The organism is Candidatus Thiodictyon syntrophicum (assembly GCF_002813775.1).
GTDB classification, from domain to species: Bacteria; Pseudomonadota; Gammaproteobacteria; order Chromatiales; family Chromatiaceae; genus Thiodictyon; species Thiodictyon syntrophicum.
On sequence record NZ_CP020370.1, the window covers coordinates 690,221 to 706,450 of the forward strand.

General features: G+C 68.3%; 15 protein-coding genes and 1 pseudogene. 1 reads left to right on the forward strand and 15 read right to left on the reverse strand.

The window, feature by feature from the left end; genetic code table 11:
• The first annotated feature begins 61 nt into the window (after positions 1–61).
• Complete coding sequence (locus tag THSYN_RS02985) at positions 62–1,393, forward strand: cation:proton antiporter (protein ID WP_100917833.1); 1,332 nt, start codon at positions 62–64, stop codon at positions 1,391–1,393.
• Positions 1,394–1,580: 187 nt separating this feature from the next.
• On the opposite strand, the gene THSYN_RS02990 is transcribed toward THSYN_RS02985, so the two are convergent.
• The 15 genes and pseudogenes from THSYN_RS02990 to THSYN_RS03060 form a co-directional block, all read right to left on the reverse strand.
• Entirely contained in the window at positions 1,581–2,354 is a 774-nt protein-coding gene (locus tag THSYN_RS02990; protein ID WP_100917834.1) for a glycosyltransferase family 2 protein, read from the reverse strand.
• The gene (locus THSYN_RS02995; protein WP_100917835.1) at positions 2,351–3,172 is read right to left on the reverse strand and encodes a lysophospholipid acyltransferase family protein; all 822 of its coding nucleotides are present in this window, start codon (positions 3,170–3,172) and stop codon (positions 2,351–2,353) included. The genes THSYN_RS02990 and THSYN_RS02995 overlap by 4 nt, the downstream gene beginning before the upstream one ends.
• Positions 3,153–4,193 carry a chorismate transformation FkbO/Hyg5 family protein gene (locus THSYN_RS03000; RefSeq protein ID WP_100917836.1) on the reverse strand — a complete coding sequence of 347 codons (1,041 nt, stop codon included), beginning with the start codon at positions 4,191–4,193 and terminating at the stop codon, positions 3,153–3,155. Before THSYN_RS03000 ends, THSYN_RS02995 begins: the two co-directional genes overlap by 20 nt.
• Positions 4,190–5,533, reverse strand: coding sequence for an NAD(P)/FAD-dependent oxidoreductase (locus THSYN_RS03005; protein ID WP_100917837.1), 1,344 nt, complete (start codon positions 5,531–5,533; stop codon positions 4,190–4,192). The genes THSYN_RS03000 and THSYN_RS03005 overlap by 4 nt, the downstream gene beginning before the upstream one ends.
• A gap of 333 nt (positions 5,534–5,866) precedes the next feature.
• On the reverse strand, positions 5,867–6,313 hold the full coding sequence (locus THSYN_RS03010) for a hotdog family protein (RefSeq protein WP_100917838.1): 447 nt from the start codon (positions 6,311–6,313) through the stop codon (positions 5,867–5,869).
• A 284-nt stretch (positions 6,314–6,597) separates the two neighbouring features.
• A pseudogene (locus THSYN_RS37145) lies at positions 6,598–7,065 on the reverse strand (beta-ketoacyl synthase chain length factor); the annotation flags it as partial.
• A 49-nt stretch (positions 7,066–7,114) separates the two neighbouring features.
• Complete coding sequence (locus THSYN_RS03020) at positions 7,115–8,308, reverse strand: beta-ketoacyl-[acyl-carrier-protein] synthase family protein (RefSeq protein ID WP_100917840.1); 1,194 nt, start codon at positions 8,306–8,308, stop codon at positions 7,115–7,117.
• 204 nt (positions 8,309–8,512) lie between these two features.
• On the reverse strand, positions 8,513–9,415 hold the full coding sequence (locus THSYN_RS03025) for an LpxL/LpxP family acyltransferase (protein WP_100917841.1): 903 nt from the start codon (positions 9,413–9,415) through the stop codon (positions 8,513–8,515).
• Positions 9,412–9,717, reverse strand: a complete 306-nt coding sequence (locus THSYN_RS03030) for an ApeI family dehydratase (protein ID WP_100917842.1) — start codon at positions 9,715–9,717, stop codon at positions 9,412–9,414. Before THSYN_RS03030 ends, THSYN_RS03025 begins: the two co-directional genes overlap by 4 nt.
• Positions 9,714–11,081: an AMP-binding protein gene (locus tag THSYN_RS03035; protein WP_100917843.1), complete on the reverse strand. Its 1,368-nt coding sequence runs from the start codon at positions 11,079–11,081 to the stop codon at positions 9,714–9,716. The genes THSYN_RS03030 and THSYN_RS03035 overlap by 4 nt, the downstream gene beginning before the upstream one ends.
• A gap of 42 nt (positions 11,082–11,123) precedes the next feature.
• Positions 11,124–11,369 carry a phosphopantetheine-binding protein gene (locus THSYN_RS03040; RefSeq protein ID WP_172965359.1) on the reverse strand — a complete coding sequence of 82 codons (246 nt, stop codon included), beginning with the start codon at positions 11,367–11,369 and terminating at the stop codon, positions 11,124–11,126.
• 353 nt (positions 11,370–11,722) lie between these two features.
• A complete protein-coding gene (locus tag THSYN_RS03045; RefSeq protein ID WP_100917845.1) occupies positions 11,723–12,442 on the reverse strand; it encodes a P-loop NTPase family protein in 720 nt (239 codons plus the stop codon).
• Between the two features lie 255 nt (positions 12,443–12,697).
• Entirely contained in the window at positions 12,698–13,414 is a 717-nt protein-coding gene (locus THSYN_RS03050) for an ABC transporter ATP-binding protein (RefSeq protein ID WP_100917846.1), read from the reverse strand.
• Positions 13,407–14,624 (reverse strand): ABC transporter permease, encoded by a 1,218-nt coding sequence (locus THSYN_RS03055; protein ID WP_100917847.1) that lies wholly within the window; start codon positions 14,622–14,624, stop codon positions 13,407–13,409. The genes THSYN_RS03050 and THSYN_RS03055 overlap by 8 nt, the downstream gene beginning before the upstream one ends.
• Positions 14,621–15,814 carry an efflux RND transporter periplasmic adaptor subunit gene (locus THSYN_RS03060; protein WP_100917848.1) on the reverse strand — a complete coding sequence of 398 codons (1,194 nt, stop codon included), beginning with the start codon at positions 15,812–15,814 and terminating at the stop codon, positions 14,621–14,623. The genes THSYN_RS03055 and THSYN_RS03060 overlap by 4 nt, the downstream gene beginning before the upstream one ends.
• Positions 15,815–16,230 lie beyond the last annotated feature (416 nt).

Genomic DNA, 16,230 nt, shown 5'->3' on the forward strand with positions numbered 1-16,230 from the left:
TGTGTTCATCTGTGGATCTTAGGATCACCGGTCCGGTCATCTCGGTAAATGGAGGCATGATATGACGGCGTCCGCCGCGGCCGTGACCGTCCATCAGACTGAGACCCTGCTGTTCTTCACTCTGCTGCAATTGACGGTGATCATTCTGGCCGCCCGCCTGGGGGGAGGGGTCGCGCAGCGCCTCGGGCAGTCACCCGCGGTGGGGGAAATCATCGTCGGCATCCTGCTCGGGCCGTCCCTGTTCGGCGTGCTGGCGCCCGACCTTTTCGCCTATGTCTTTCGCTCGGCCGCGCCCGCTCCGATGCAGATGTTGTCGCAAATCGGACTGATCTTGCTGATGTTTCAGATTGGCCTGGAGTTCGACTTCGCGCACCTGCTGGACCGGCGGCACCGCCGCGCCGTCACCTATATTGCCGCCGCCGGCATGGTGGCGCCATTCGCCCTGGGCTTCGGCTTCGGGTACGCCACGGCGCCCTTGCTGTCACCCGGTGTTGACCCCGTCGCCTCGGCGCTCTTTATTGCCACCGCCTTCTCCATCACCGCGCTGCCCATCCTCGGGCGCATGATGATCGAGTTCAAGATCACCCATCAGCCCATCGGCGTCATCGCCATCAGCGCCGCCGCGATCAACGACGTGGTCGGCTGGCTGCTGCTCGCCCTGGTCACCGCGCTCTCGCTGGCCCAGTTCAACGCGCTTGACTTCGGCCTCAAGGTCCTGCTGGTCGCGGGATATTTTTTGACCTGGTGGTTCGGCGTGCGCCCCCTGATGAAGCGCCTCATCCGCATCAGCCAGGCCGGACCGGCGCCGACGGGCGAGAAGGCCGGGCGCGGCAAGCTCACCCATAATCTCCTTGGTATCCTGCTGGCCGGCATCTTCATCTCCGCCATCACCACCTATCAGATCGGCATCTTCGCCATCTTCGGCGGTTTCATGATGGGGGTGATACTCTATGACGAGCATGAGCTGATCGCGGCCTGGAAGGAACGCATCGGCCACTTCGTCATGGTCTTCTTTCTGCCCATCTTCTTCACCTACACCGGTCTGCGTACCAACATCGGAAGCCTGAATTCCGCTTCTGCTTGGGGTTGGTGCCTGTTGCTGATCGCCCTGGCGACCCTGGGCAAATTCGGCGGCAGCTATGTCGCGGCGCGCTGGGCCGGGCTCTCGCATCTGGAGGGCAAGGTGCTCGGCATCATGATGAACACCCGCGCCCTGATGGAACTCATCGTGATCAACGTCGGCTATGATTTGGGCGTCATTTCCCAGCAGGTCTTCACCATGCTGGTCCTGATGGCCATCTTCAGTACCGTCATCACCACCCCGGGCCTGCGCCGCTGGTTGCCGGGCTTGGGGATCGGCATTTATACGGCCCAGCCCCGTCACGGCGGCTAAGCATCGAATACGGTGGTGGTCGTTTTCGTTGTCGTTGTCGTTGTCGTTGTCGTTGTCGAGGTTATCGTAGCGCCCCGGATTCTCTCCGACCTCGAAGTGCATCGCTTATCCGATTACGATTACGACAACGACAACGACAACGACAACGACCGCGATGCCAAAGGCATTCCCAGTGGACTTGTGTAAGTTATCGGTGAACCATTCCCAAGCGTCGCCGCAGGAGCGCGGGCAGGCGCCGCAGGAAACCCAGCAGCAGCCGCGTGTGCATCCAGGTCAGCAGGGCATTGTCGCGCAGATAGTTGAAGTGAGAAACGCCACCCTGGTCGGCGCGCAGATAGCTCACTGGGGCGGGCCGGTTGATGGGGCTTACACCGCACCAGCACAGGCGCACCGCCGCCTCGGGATCGAAATCGAAGCGGCGCATCCAGCGCTGCGCGTGCATCACCCGACACAGGGGTGCGATGGGATAGACGCGGAAACCGTAGAGCGAGTCGCCAATACCCAGCCACAGGGTTTCCAGGTTGGCAAACCAGTTCGATACCTTGCGGCCCTGGACCCGCAGTTTCGGTGCGTCGGCGTCGAACCTCGGCACACCCAGCACCATCGCGTCCAGCGTCCCCATGGAAGTAGCCATGAAGTCAGGGATGGCCGCGGCCGGATGCTGGCCGTCCGCGTCCATGGTGAGGGCGTGGGTGAAGCCGGCACTCGCGGCCAGTTCCAGGCCATGCAGAACCGCCGCGCCCTTGCCGCTGTTGACGGGTAACACGAACACCCGCAGCCCGGGGTCGCCGGCCGCCATTTCCTGGAGGCCCGTAGCGGTCCCGTCAGTGCTGCCGTCCACCACCACCCACACGGGTGTCCAGTACCGGCGGGCCGCGCGTACCACGTCATAGACCAGGGCGCCGGAGTCGTAGCTGGGGATCAGCACCAGATGGGTACCGGTCGAGGCGGGCGGTATCATGACTGCCCGGCAGGAGGCGGCAGGGGGCTATTGCGCAACTCCTCGCTGAAGTAACGCTCCAGTTCCGCGGTGAATTCACCGGCCTGTTGCGGGGGCGCGAAGCGGCGGCCCAGCCGGATGCGATAGGTGATCGGTAGCGTAGGGCGGCGCCACAATGGCCAGCCCTTGCCGAGGAAGGCCGAATCGCTCTCGATGAATACCGTCTGGATCGGCACCCGGGCCCGCCCGGCGATGAGAGCGGCCACCGGCGTGCAGGCGTTGACGGGCCAGCGGGTGGTGCGGGTGCCTTCAGGAAACAGCAACAGGTGATTGCCGTTTTTCAGCTCGGCGATGGCCTGCCTGATCATGCTCAGCGGTGCATCGTTGCGGATGTAACCGGCCAGCCGGGCGCTGGCACCCAGGAAAACGTTGTCGACGATGTCCACCTTCATGATGCAGGCGAGGTCGGAAAGCCGCGACATCACCAGCAGGGCATCGAGCAGGCCGGGGTGGTTGGGCGCGATCACCAGCGGCGGCCCGCCGCGCAAGGCATCGAGGGCCTGGATATCGAAACGGCAGGCACCAACCAACCCCAGGATACCGAGGTAGGCGCGGCACATGACGGTGATCGCCCAACGGCCAAGCCGGTTGGCCAAAGACTTCGGCAAGAGCGCATAGAATGGTATCGCCAGCAATGACCACGCCAGCGACAGCGCGGCGAGCAGGCCCAGACCGAACCATAGCGCAACGTATTCGTACGCGCTCCGGCTGGCGCGCCGGCACCATCCCGGCGATACGCTCAGGTCGCGGCTGCGGGTCTTAGCCGGGGGCAATGGCATGACCGCCGGAGGCCTCGATCTCGACCAGCAGGTCCGCGCGGCAGACATCGGCCTGCAAGAACACGGCCGCTACCGGGGCGCCGATGAACTCCAGCAATGCGCGGCGCACGCTGACCAGGTCTCCGGCGTAGCGGATATAGACCTTATAGGCGAGATTGCAGAGCCGGAATCCGGCGCCCGGGGCGCGGCGGTTCGCTGCCGCGACGACGGCGGCGATGTTATGGAGCGATTCGCGTGTCTGCGCGTCCACATCGCCCGCGTGCAGGGTCTGATGACCGACGATACTGGCCGTGCCGGAGATGAACAGCAGGTCGCGCCCACGCAGGTTGACCAGTGACGCGCGCGAGAACGTAGGGCTGCGCGGGCCGTATTGGTTGGGGTAGTCGTAGGCACTGATCTGGCGAGGGTTTTCAATGCCCAGCGGGTCCGCGCGGGCAGCCAGGAAGGCGACCTGAAGGGCCGCGCCGGCGCTGCCCAGCGCGCAGGCGGCCGGCACGTTGCCGATGACGCTGCGGCCGTGTGAAAGGAACGCGTCCTGACGGCCGATGTTGAACTGGCGATAACGCTCCAGGTGGTGACTGACGCGGTTGACCCCGGGGAAATAGTTCCAAAAGCGCAGGATGGCGTGGTAGCCGCGGGATTGGATCAGTTCAAAAATCGACTCGTAGGCGGCTTGGGTCGCGGCCTGCAGGGGCCCGCGACCATCCCCGGGCGTCACCCTGGTCGGTTCGTCGCGCGTCAGACAGCCGAACAGCAAGGTGTCACCCTCGCGGTAATGGATGCCCTGATGCCGGCCGGACCTCAGTGCCTCCGCGGTGGACCAGACCTCGCAGATGGCATCCTGCCCCTCCAACAAGGGCATGTCCACCGCCAGGAGCGGCAACCCCGCGGCCTCATCGGCAATGGCGGGGTGGGAAAAGCAGAGGCCGCCGAGCGCGTCGGGCCAGCCGTCGCGGGCCGGTTGCGCAAGCCGCGCAACGGGGAGATAGTCCAGCCGCAGAATATCCCCGGGAGGCGTCATCGGCAGCCGATCTCTTGCGTATCTTCGACGTAACGCACATTCACCTTGCGCTGCTGCCAGGCCATGAGCGTGGACTTCAGGTTCGACAGGGCCGACAGGTAATAGATCACCTTGAACGCAAAGACCGAACGCCAGATCGGCGTGGTGCCGAAGATGTCGCCGGCCAGGACCGACAGCAGCGCCTCCTTGACCCGGAAAACATTGCGCGGTGCCATAAACATGTCGCGCATGGTGGGGCTGGTAACACGATAGATGAACCAGGAGAATTCCTTGGGCCCGTGTTTGATGGCGCGATCGAACGCCCGCAAGGCCTGGGCCGCCTGCGCCGGTTCGCGCAGGCAGGTATCCACCGCCGCGGCGCCGGCGAAGGCGCTCTGCATGGCCAGCATGACGCCGGACGAGAACACCGGGTCGATGAAGGCGTAGGCATCGCCGAGCAGCAGCCAGTTGGCGCCGTGGGTACGGTCGCAGGTATAGGAAAAATTGCCCGTGGCCTCGACGCCCGTCACCAGTTCGGCGCCCTGCAGCCGCTGCGCGAGGGCGGGGCACAGGGGGATGAGATCCAGGAAGAACTCGCGCACCGGCTTGGTGCGGGTCTTCATGTAATAGGGCCAGGTGACGACCCCGACGCTGGTCGCGCCGTCGGCGAGCGGAATGAACCAGAACCACCCATGCGCAAACCAGAAGATGGTGATGTGGCCCTCCTTGCGGCCCGCGTGCCGTTGCGCGCCCTTGAAGTGAGCATAGAGCGATGAGCTGTTGTGCTTGGGGTTGCGGTGCTTGGCCTTTAATTGGTTGCCGAGGAAGGTGTCGCGGCCGGATGCATCAATGAGGAAGCGGCAGTGCCAGGTCTCGGTACGGCCATCATCATGCTCCGCCCGTACCATGGCACCTGCATCGTGCGGGAGGAATTCCACATTGCGGACGCGACAACCTTCGATGACATCGGCGCCCTTACGCCCGGCATTGCGGATCAGGATCTCGTCGAACTGCGAACGGCGCACCTGGTAGGCGTGCGGCATCGATTTATCCCAGGCCTCGGCGAACTCGAATGACTGACTGTGGTCGTGCCAGGGGGAGATGAATTCCGCTCCCCATTTCGGCATGCCGATCGCCTCCACCGCGGCACGCACGCCCAGTCTGTCGAATAACGGCAGGTTGGCCGGCAGCAGCGATTCGCCGACGTGGAAGCGGGGATGGTGCGCCCGCTCCAGCAGGGTGACCCGATGGCCTTGCTCGGCCAGCAGGGTGGCCGCGGTGGCGCCGGCCGGCCCCCCGCCGATCACCAGGACGTCACAGGATCGAGCGGCGTGACTTGGTTGTGTGAGATCAGACGGCATGGCAGTTCTCCCCGTTGCGCGGTTGACGGCACAACCTCGCGGAGGTCTCGCCGCATGGACGAAAAATCAGACGAATGTCAATGGACTGAGCAATCCGACTGCGGACGCGCCGGTAATTGTATCATAAAAAACGACGGCGGTTTCCTTTATACCCCAAGCCGGGTGCGATCAGAACTGATGTGTTAACGCACATGTCGTAGGGTGCGCGATGCGTACCCTACAGCTATCGGACGTTCTCACGGACCGGGCGTCGTTGTCGTTGTCGTAATCGTGCTCGGATTATTCGATTACGACAACGACAACGACAACGTACCCGCGATCTCGGTCACCACATCAGTTCTGATCACACCCCCCAAGCCCCCCGACGACGGTCAAACGGCCGCCGGCGACGGGCAACCCCCCGCCCTCGACCAGAAACCGGTAGATGGCACTCGGGCCCAAGGCCAGTTCGCGCCAGACCGAAATCCGCAGCGGGGCCTCGATCTGGTCCAGGTAATCCTGGGACAGCGTGATCTCCTTCACCGCCGCCAGCAGTGACCGCTGCGCCGTGTCGGGGGCCGCGCGCGCGGCCAGGGCCGCGTGCAGGGCGGTCGCCTGGCAGGCGTATTCGATGGCGTGGACAGCGGCGAGGCGCCCATTGCGGCGCAGTGGATGGTGCGGGTCCCCATGGGACACCGCGGTACAGACCAGGGACTCCGGGTCCCAGGACACCAACGTATCGAGCAGGCACATGGGGGCGGCGTGGGGCAGTAGGGCGCAAAGGTCATTGCTGTCGGACATCGCTAGCCTACCCGGACCAGCAGGTCCAGGTCCTCGAGATAGGGTAGCCGGACCGCCCCCCCGCCGCCGACCGCAATGCGAAAGAGCAGCGGCAGGACCCGGGCCGCGGCATTGCCGGTACGCAGGACCTCAAGCGCCGGGTCCAGGCCCGGGGGTAACCGGTCCGGCTCGCCCGCGCCGACCAAGTCCAAGGCGAGGGTGGCCAGGGGCGGCGCCGCACCGCGCGCCGCCGCGCTCAGCACCAGGGCGCAGGCGAAGGGGCCCTCCAGGTGGCGATGGGAATCCAGCAGCGCGGGGCCGGGCAGGTCATAGGCCACCAAGAGCACGGGCCGGTCGGTATCGGCGAGCTGGGCGGCGCACTCCAGGAGACCAGCGGCCAGACTGCCGTCCCAGGCGGAGAGGCTGGTGGACGCCTGGCGGCAGCCGTGGGCGATGGACCAGTAGCCGGCCACCGCGTTGTGGACCGAGTTGTGGAAGACGGTGGGTGAGACCGGGGTGTGGCGACCGAAGATGTCGGTGCAGAGCCGATCGATGATGCCCAGGTCCGACTCGGACGCGGTAAACACGCTTGACAGTTCGCGCGGGTCCAGCGCGAGCCCCGTGCTTGCCTGCTCCGCCGCGGCCAGGGCCAGCCGGGTCCCGAGTGTTGCGCGGCGCCGCTCGTTAGGCGGCAGTGCGGCGGGTGCCAGGGGGGGATAGGGGCCGCAGCATAGGGCCGCCGACCGGTCAGGACGGCCCCGGCGCTCTCCCAGTCCGGCAGGCCTGGGGCCACCAGGCCCACGCCGAGCAGGTGCAGTGGGGTCATGGCCGCCCCAGGATCAGGCAGCAATTGCTGCCGCCGAAGCCGAATGAATTGCTCATGACCCGGCGGGGTGCCCCCGGGCGGGGGTGCTCCAGCACCCGCAGGGCGAGATCCGGGTCCTGGACCTTGGTCCCCTGGGTACCGGGGAGCAGCCCGCCCGCCATGCAGACCAGGCACAGGGCGGCCTCGACAGCCCCGGCCGCCCCCAGGGTGTGACCGGTCGCGCCCTTGGTGGAGCCGGCGGCGACCCCCGACCCGAAGACCCGGGCCATGGCCCGATCCTCCGCGCGATCGTTCACCGGGGTGCCGGTCCCGTGGAGGTTGACGTAATCGATGGCGGCGGGGGCCAGCCCGGCCCGCGCGAGCGCCGCCGTCATCGCCAGCACGGCGCCGTCGCCGTCCGGATGGGGCGAGGAGATATGGTGGGCGTCGCTGCTCTCCCCGGTGCCTAAGAGGACCGGCTGGCCGGGCGCAGACGCGACCCGTTCCAGCAGCAGAAAGCCCGCGCCCTCCCCGATGCTGATGCCGGTCCGCCCCAGGCCCCAGGGGCTGGCCGGCCGGGGGGAGAGCAGTTCCAGCGACTGGAAGCCGTGGAGGGTGGTGGCGCACAGGGTATCGACCCCGCCCACCACCGCCGCATCGCACAATCCGGCCCGCAGGTAGCGGTCGCCGGCGGCAATGGCCTTGGCCCCGGAGGAGCAGGCGGTGGAGATGACCAGGGCAGGACCCGCGAGCCCCAGGAGGCGTCGGCAACAGGCGGCGAGCGCAAAATTGGTATGGGTATGGGCGTAACGCAGGTCCGCCCCGAGCGTGTCGCGACCCTGCTCAAAGTATCGCCGATAGCACTGCTCCGTGTGGTTGAGTCCGGCGGTGCTGGTGCCGAGGAAGACCCCGACACGCCCCGCCCCATGGCGCCGGATGGCCTCGGTGACCCGCTCCCGGAAGCCGTCCTGCCCCAGGGCCAGGGCGGCCAGACGGTGATTGCGGCAGTCGAAGTCGGCGAGCGCGCCGGTCAGGGGCGCCGTCTCCAGCCCCTCGACCTGGCCCACCCAGGTGTCCAGGTCGAGGCCGGGGAGCGTGCAGCGGCGCAGCCCGGGGCTTTCCCCGCCCAGGGCGGCGAGGGTGGCGGCACACCCGGCGCCGAGCGCGCTCGTCAGGGTGTAGGCGGTGATACTGGCTGGGATGGGGGGCATGGGGACATCCGGTTCCGGCGGTCGGGTCGAGGCGCATCGGATCAAGAAACAAGCGGTACGCGAATGAACGCAAATCAGCGCGCAAAAGGCAAGGGGGGATTGTCGGCGGCCTGGGCTCTTGGTGGGTCTTGGGCGGGGTCGGTAGCCCTGAAACCTGTGCTCAGCCGTCGCCGCTCAGCCGTCAGCCGGATGTATATCAGCGCCTTACGAGCCTTCGCCGTCGTCCCAGAAGTCGTAGAAATTAAACCAGTTGTAGGGGGCCATGCGCGTGTGGTGCTCCAGGCGGGCGGCATAGCGCTGGACCCACTCGGCCAGGATCTCGCGCCGCCGGGGACGCGGGGCATCGAGCCGGTCCGTGAAGGGCTCGAAGTACACGTCGTATCGGTTACCGCCGCGGTAGAGCCCGAAGAACAGCAGCACCGGGACCCGGGTGACCGCCGCCAGGGCCAGGGGACCCAAGGGAAAGGGGGCGGTGCGGCCAAAGAAGCGGCAGGCAATCCGGGGCTCCCCCGGGGCGTTGCGGTCGCCCAAGAGCCCGACGACGCCACCCGCGTCCAGGGCCTCCTTGACCGCCAGCAAGGTGTTGGGTGCGCCCAGCGGGATCACCGTCTGCGCAATCCCGGGGTTCAAGGCCGCCAGCACCGAGGTGACGATCTCATTATGTTCGGGCTGCATCAGGATCTTGAGCGGGAGCCGCTCGCGCTCCACGCCCGGGGCGCGCAGGACCTCGAAGCTCCCCAGGTGCGAGCCCAGGAGCAGGAACCCCTGGCCGGACGCGACCAGCGCGGTCACCCACTCTTCCCCATGCAGCCGGACCGCAAGCAACGATTGGCGCCCGGCGATCAGGAAGACCCGGTCCAGGATGGTGGCGGCGAAGCAGTGGATATGCCGCGCGACCTGGACCAGACCCGCCGGGCGACCCCAGACCTGCGCCAGGAAGCGGCGTGACGCCGCCCGCTGCGGACCGGCCCTGACGAGGAAGTACAGGGTAATGGGATAAAGCAGGAGGCGTGCCGCCCCGCGGCCCAGGTGCAGCGCGACCCACCGGATGATAGCGACGGCCAGGCGATTCCCACGCTCGCGCTGGTCCGCCCAACCGGCGCTCATTGCGCCGGTGCGACGCGGATCAGACCGGAGCAGATCAACTCGTTCGCACGCAGACAACGGAAGGCCACCAACCCATCCGCCCGCGCCGCGCCCCCGGCGGGGGGCTCGAAGCGGACCTGCACCGGCTCATTCGGGCTCAAGGGGGCGTGGAATTTGGCGAACGCGAGCGCGTAGAAGGGACCGTCCCAGGCCGCGAGGACCTGCTCCAGGATCAGCGAGCCCGGCACCACCGGCAGGTTGGGGAAATGGCCGGCGAGGGCCGGATGCCTGCCCGGGATGACGAAGCCGCCGGCGCCGCTCATCGCGCGCCGCCCCCGCGGGCCTGCACCAACTCCAATAGCCGCTCGCGCGGGCACTTGCCCGTCTCGTTGCGCGGCAGCCGATCCACCAGGACCAGGGTGCGCGGCAGGAAACAGGGTTCGATCCGCTCGCGCAGGGCCGCCAGCAGGGCCGCCCGGTCGAGTCCGGGGGCGACGGCGACCACGGCCAGGCGCCGCACCTCGGGCCCCTCACCGGCGGGGATCACGAAGACCCCGTCGGTGACCCCCGGGATGGCGTTCAGGCGCAGGTTCAGATCCGCTAGCGAGGCCCGCTTGCCCGCGATCTTGACCATGTCGCTGCCGCGTCCGAGCAGTTGGAAGGTCCCGTCGTCATGCAGCTTCAGGATATCGCTCAGGGGGACCGGTGCGGGCAGGAAGTCCGCCGTGACCGCACACCGCTCGCCTTGGGCCGCCGCGCTCGCGCTGTCATACCACTGCCAGTGCGGGCCATCGAGCGTCCGCCGACTGGCGATGGAGCCGGCCTCGGTGCAGCCGTAGATCTCGCACACCCGGGTGCCCAGGCGCTCCTCCACCAGCCCCGCCAACTCCCCGCTCAGGGGCGCCGTGGCGGAGATCACCAGCGCGATCTCGGGCCAGTCGCCCATCGAATCGACGCAGGTTGCCAGGTGGATGGGGGTCGTCACCAGCACGCGCGGTGCCGGGACTCGGGCGAGGGCGAGTCGCAGGTCCTCCGGGAAGAAGGGCCGGCCCGCGTCCACCGCGGCGCCGACCGCCAGCGGGACCGCCACCGACAGCTCCAGGCCGTACATGTGCTGGGGCGGCACCGTCGCCACCACCGTGGTCGCGGGTCCGATGCCGAAGCGCCGCGCCGCCACCGCGGCGCAGGCCATTACGTCGCCCCAGCGCTTGGGGTGGGGCTGGGGCTTGCCGGTACTGCCCGAGGTGAAGACCAGGATCGCCTCCCAGGCGGCGGCAATGACCGGGGCTTGGGCCAGGGGCGGGGGCCGCGCTGCGGCCGGATCGACCGGCGCTGCCACCAGCCATGCGGGAGGAGCGAGTCCTGCCACCGGCGAGTCGCTCAGGCACAGTGCGCCGGGGTAGGCCGCGACGATCTCCTCGATGCTCTGCACCAGGCGGTTGGGCGGCAGGAGGGTCTGGACCCCGCGCACCAGGGCCGCGCACAGCGCCAGGATGAAGAGTCCGCGGTCCTCGCACAGGTTGATCACATAGGGGGCCGGCGGCAGTGCCGCGGCAAGCCGGACGGCCTGCGCCAACAGGTCCACCTGCGACAGGACTTGACCCGGCCGGCGCACCAGCGGCGAGGATGCCCCGGTGGCGGGCCCCAAACCGGGCATCAGTGGGACCGCGGCGATGGTGTCTGGCATCGGGCTCTCTACCGGCTAACGCCGACTGGACCGCGCGCCGGGTCACCGGTTGGCGCGAATGTGCTCGGTCAGGCTGCGCAGCGAGGCGAAGACCGCCCGCAGCGCCGGATCCTCGGAGCTCAAGGTGACGCCGTATCGCTGCGAGACGGCGAGCGCCAACTCGAGGGCGTCGATCGAGTCGAGTCCCAGCCCCTGACCGAACAGCGGCGCGTCGGGATCGATCTCCTCGGGCCTCACGTCTTGCAGCTGCAGCGTCTCGACGATGAGGCGGCCGACCTCGCTCAGCAGTGAATCTTCGCCCATTCGCTTCTCCCCTTATCACACGACCGGTCGCCCACTGACCAAGCGCCCATGAGCGGGCGCCGACGCCCAAGGGCTCGGGTTATCTGGTCCGCACGGCCGCGCGATTATGGGGTCAACGCCGACCGGCCGCAAGCCGGGTCGCGGCACCCGGCGGCGCGGGCGGGATGCCGCCGCTCGGCCAGCGCCGGCGGCCGGGCATGCGCTGCCGCTTAGGCGCGCAGCAGGCCGAACCGGACCCGGCGCCCCGCGGCGCGCAAGCCAACCTCTTCCAGGGTGCACGGCACCACCGCCTCGGGCGCGACCCGGCCCCCGCGCAGGCGTCCCCAGGCTCGCCCACCTCAGCCGGAAACCGGCGCCGACGCGGGGGTGAAGAGGGTCGGCCCGACCTGATCGAGTTGCTGGTAGACCCGGCGCAGCCAGACCTTGACACGCTGACGGTCCATCAGGCCCAGGCCGGAGTCTTTGTTGTGGGCGCCGGCCCACAGGCTGATGCCCTGGTGGTCGATCTTGCGCATGGTGCCGGCGTGCAGTTCGGGCAGGTCCAAGACCAGGCCCCCGAGCTGCTGGGTGCGCGCGCGCACCGGCGACGCGTCGAAGGCGGAAAAATCCCGGCCGCGGCCGTAGTTTCTGACCGCGACATAGGCGGCGTGGTCCAGGTAGCGCTCGCACAGGGCGGCGAGCAGGGCGATGCCGTCGGCGCCATCGTCCAGCACATGCCAGAAGATGACCGGAATCTGCTCCTCGCCGGCCAGGTTGAGCAGATCGTTCTGCTCGATCCAGCGGTGCAGCGGCAGCGAGGTTTGGGCGGCGAGGTCCACGAGGATGTCCTGGTCCGTCGCCAGTGCGGCCTCCATCAACTGGTCGGCGCTCTCGAACTCATCCAGCGCGATGGGCCTGCTGTAATCCGCGTAGAAGCGCAGGAGCGCGCCGTGCGACCGGTCGGTGTCGAAGGCGGTGAAGGGGAGTTGGTGGTCGATGTGGTACTGGGCCAGCAGCCGCGCCAGGACGGACTTGCCGACCCCGCCCTTCTCGCCGCCGACGAAATGGATCTTGCTCATACTGCTGCCTGCCTGATTGGACGGGGGAGGACCCCGGGGTGGGGGGCCGGCGGAGCGACTGCCCGCCGGGGCAGCATGGTAGCCCTTCGCGCCCCAGTCCCCAACCCCCGGCCGCCGCGAGGACGAGATCCGGGTCGGTCGACCCTCAGGCCGGGCGCGACCGCGCGGTTCGCTGCGACTCGCCGTCGGGTGATCGCCCGGCGCCTGGCCGAGGCGCGCCAGCAGCAATCCTCGCGCGGCGGCGCCGCGCCGACCTCAATCCGGCACCCGTCCCTCCCCGGCCTCCTCCTCGGTGCGCCCGTCGCGGATGCGGTAAATGCGCCGGAAGGTCGGGATGATCTTCTCGTCGTGGGTCACGACGATGATGGCGGTCTGATACTGGCTCGCCAGGCGGTTGAGTATGCGGATCACGCTCAGCGCACGCTCGCTGTCCAGGGGGGCGGTGGGCTCGTCCGCCAGGATCACCGGCGGTCGGTTGATCAGGGCGCGCGCGATGGCCACGCGCTGTTGCTCACCGCCCGAGAGCGCAGACGGCATGGCCGCGGCCCGGTGGGCGACGTCGAGCGCCGCCAGCAGTTCCCGCGCCCGCGTCCGCGCCAAGGCGTTCGGACAGCCCGCCAGCATCGGCAGCAGCGCGACATTGTCGGTGACATCCAGGAAGGGGATGAGATAGGGTGCCTGGAAGATAAAGCCGATCTTGTCCCGCCGCAGGGCACGCAGATCCGGGATGCGCCAACCCTCGTCGTAGATCGGCGCGTCCCCCAGGGTCATGCGCCCGGCGCTGGGCTCGATCACCGCGCCCAGACACTTGAGCAGCGTGCTCTTGCCGGACCCCGAGGGGCCGACCAGTCCCACCACCTCACCGGGGGCCACCGCCATGTCCACCCCCTTGAGTGCATCCACGGCGGTGTCTCCACTGCCGTAACGCTTACGCAGTCCCTCGATCCGAATCCCGTGGGTTGACTCAGCCACCGATGGCCTCCGCCGGGTCGACCCGGAGCGCGGCGCGGATGGCGACCAGACTCGCCAGCACGCAGATGATGACGACGATCACGAAGCCCCGGGCGGCATCGCCTGGCAGCAGCAATACATACTTGGGGAAGATGGGCGCCCACAGGGTCGCCACCGTCTTGCCCACCAAGAAACCGATCACCCCGAGCCCCACCGACTGCTGCAGGATCATCCCGGCAATGGTCCGGTTACGTGTGCCGATGAGCTTCAGCACCGCGATCTCGCGGATCTTGCCCAGGGTCAGCGTATAGATGATGAAGGCGACGATGGCCGCGCTCACCACCGAGAGGATCACCAGGAACAGAAAGATCTGGCGCGCCGAGGTGACAATTAGCTTGGCCTGGAGGATCTCATCCATCTCGGCCCTGGTATAGACCGTCAGGTGTTTCCAGCGCCGGATGTCCGCCGCCACCAGATCCGGGTCGGCGCCCGGCGCCAGGCGCACGAGGATCGCGTTGACCGAACTGCTCTGGGTCTGGGCGGCGAGCACGGCGTCCAGCACCTGCGGCTCACCGGGGCGGTTGAAGACCGGATTCTCCCCGGTGCGGCGCCGCTGTTGGACGATGGCATCGTTGTCCTTGAGGAACTGGGCCTCCTGGGCGTCTTTCAGTGGAATGAAGACCATCGGATCGCCGCCCGAGGAGACGGTGCGGCGGCTGAGCCCCACCACGGTATACAGATGGCGGCGGATACGCACCTGCTCACCCAGCCGGAAGCCGGTCATCAGGTCCGCGACCGCCTCGTAATGACCGCGGGTGAGGTGGCGCCCGGCGACCAGGAACTCCGGCTGGCCCGGCTCGCCGACCCCGCCGGGGACGATGCCGACGACCATGGCGCGGCGCTCCCGCGCGGCCTGATCGCCCGCCAAGGGGCGCACCTGCATGGTGAGATAGGTGACATTGGCGGCGCGCGCCACCCCGGGCAGGGTCTGGATGCTCCGGTAGAGGTCATCCGCGAGGTTGGATGGTTCGGCGTAGGGACCGAGGGTGTCCTTTTGGACCGCCCAGAGGTCGGCCCCGCTGTTGTCGAGCAGGACCTGCGCATCATCCACCATGCCGCGGTAGATCCCGGCCATGGACAGCGTGACCCCGATCAAGAGCCCGAGCCCCATGCCGGTGAAGGCAAACTTGCCCCAGGAATGCAGGATGTCGCGCCCGGCCAGGCTGATCACTGCGCCACCCCCGGGAGCTGCCCGACCACCTTGACCGCACGCCCGGGGCGCAGCGGTGCCTGACTGTGCAGGACCACCTGATCACCCGCCTGGAGGCCGGAGCGGACCTCAACCCAGCCATCCAGGTCACGCGCCCCCGTCTCGATGACGACGAAGCGCGGGCCCGCGTCCCCCAGCCGCCAGACGCCGAGTTGGCCGTCGCGGCGGTGCAGGGCCGCATTGGGCAGCGCCGGGGCGGGCGGCAGGGCGGCCAGGGCGACCGTGACCTCGGCCAGTTCGCCGAGTCGGGGCAGCGGGTCGGGCAGGGTCGCAAAGGCGACCTTGGCCAACAACTCTTCGGTGATGGCATCGGCCCTGGGCTCCACGCGCAAGACCTCGCCCGCCAAGGTCCCCAGCGGCTGGGAGCGCAGCGCAATGCGGGCCCCCAGACCGGCGGCCAGCGCACCGGCGCCGAGCTGATCGAAGCGGGTATCCACCCACAGTTGCCGCGGGTCGATCACCTCCACCACCGACTGCCCCGCCACCACGGTGCTGCCGGGCTCGGCATCACGCGACACCACCAGCGCATCCACCGGGGCCAGCAGGCGCAGATTGGCCCGCTGACGCACCAGGGCCGCACGCTCGGCGCGCACCCGCACCAGGTCCTGCTCGGCGGACTCCAGGTTGGCCAGGGCCAAGGCAAGACCGGCCTGCGCCACCTCGCCTTCCTGACGCTTGGCCTCGACGGTATCCTCACTGGCCGTGCGGACCAACAGCAACTGCTCGTAACGGCGCATCTGGGCGCCGGCGAAATCACGTCGCGCCTGGGCATCGCGCACCTGCGCATGGGTCGCCACCACCCCGGACTCGGCCCGGCGCAGGGCCGCGTCCTGGCCGGCGACGCGCTCGTCGAGGTCGACCGGGTCCATCTCACCGAGCAGTTGCCCGGCCTTCACCCGCTCGCCCACCTGCACCTCGACCCGCCCGACCCGGCCGGCGAAGGTCGGACCGACCCGATAGGTATAGCGCGCCGCGACGGTTCCCACCCCGAACAGGGCCGCCGTGATCGGGCGCTGTGCAACGGTGACGAGGGTCACCGGCACCGGGGCCAAGGGACCGCTGGTGAAGGCCAGCCACCCAAAGGCCCCGAGCAGCGGCACCAGCAAGGCAAACAGAGACAAGGCGCGCCGGCCTGGGTTGGGGAATTTCATGGCAACTCGCGAGGATGGGGGATGCAAGAGGAAGGCTCGACGAAGGTTCAAACCCTGGCCGGAGGACCAGGGATCGCCGTCTCGACGGAAGTACCGCTCGCCGTGACAAGCAGCGGCGGTGCCGGCCTTCCGGGGTTGGCCGCTTGGTCTTGCGAACTGCCGCGATAGTGAACGCGGCGGCGCAGCGACGCCTTGACCCACGTCAATTCCATGTTCCAAGACCTGATCGCTGGACGCTGTGCTGCATTGAACGGCGCAGCCGAGGTGGTACGCCCCCCATTTTCCGTTTCTCTAGTGCTAGAGCGGAAATTGTAGTCTGCCACAGGTTTGCGAATAGAGGTGTGATGGCGAGGCATAAGTCAAGACCTGAAGTTTCCGGCTTTTCCAGGGGGGGTACCAGAAGGGCGGGGGGTTAC

Coding starts and splice junctions, on each gene's coding strand:
- THSYN_RS03020 (WP_100917840.1), bottom strand. CDS start 8,308: ATGCCCCCCATCCCAGCCAGTATCACCGCCTACACCCTGACGAGCGCG.
- THSYN_RS03060 (WP_100917848.1), bottom strand. CDS start 15,814: ATGAAATTCCCCAACCCAGGCCGGCGCGCCTTGTCTCTGTTTGCCTTG.
- THSYN_RS03005 (WP_100917837.1), bottom strand. CDS start 5,533: ATGCCGTCTGATCTCACACAACCAAGTCACGCCGCTCGATCCTGTGAC.
- THSYN_RS02985 (WP_100917833.1), top strand. CDS start 62: ATGACGGCGTCCGCCGCGGCCGTGACCGTCCATCAGACTGAGACCCTG.
- THSYN_RS03010 (WP_100917838.1), bottom strand. CDS start 6,313: ATGTCCGACAGCAATGACCTTTGCGCCCTACTGCCCCACGCCGCCCCC.
- THSYN_RS03035 (WP_100917843.1), bottom strand. CDS start 11,081: ATGCCAGACACCATCGCCGCGGTCCCACTGATGCCCGGTTTGGGGCCC.
- THSYN_RS02995 (WP_100917835.1), bottom strand. CDS start 3,172: ATGCCATTGCCCCCGGCTAAGACCCGCAGCCGCGACCTGAGCGTATCG.
- THSYN_RS03045 (WP_100917845.1), bottom strand. CDS start 12,442: ATGAGCAAGATCCATTTCGTCGGCGGCGAGAAGGGCGGGGTCGGCAAG.
- THSYN_RS03030 (WP_100917842.1), bottom strand. CDS start 9,717: ATGAGCGGCGCCGGCGGCTTCGTCATCCCGGGCAGGCATCCGGCCCTC.
- THSYN_RS03000 (WP_100917836.1), bottom strand. CDS start 4,193: ATGACGCCTCCCGGGGATATTCTGCGGCTGGACTATCTCCCCGTTGCG.
- THSYN_RS02990 (WP_100917834.1), bottom strand. CDS start 2,354: ATGATACCGCCCGCCTCGACCGGTACCCATCTGGTGCTGATCCCCAGC.
- THSYN_RS03025 (WP_100917841.1), bottom strand. CDS start 9,415: ATGAGCGCCGGTTGGGCGGACCAGCGCGAGCGTGGGAATCGCCTGGCC.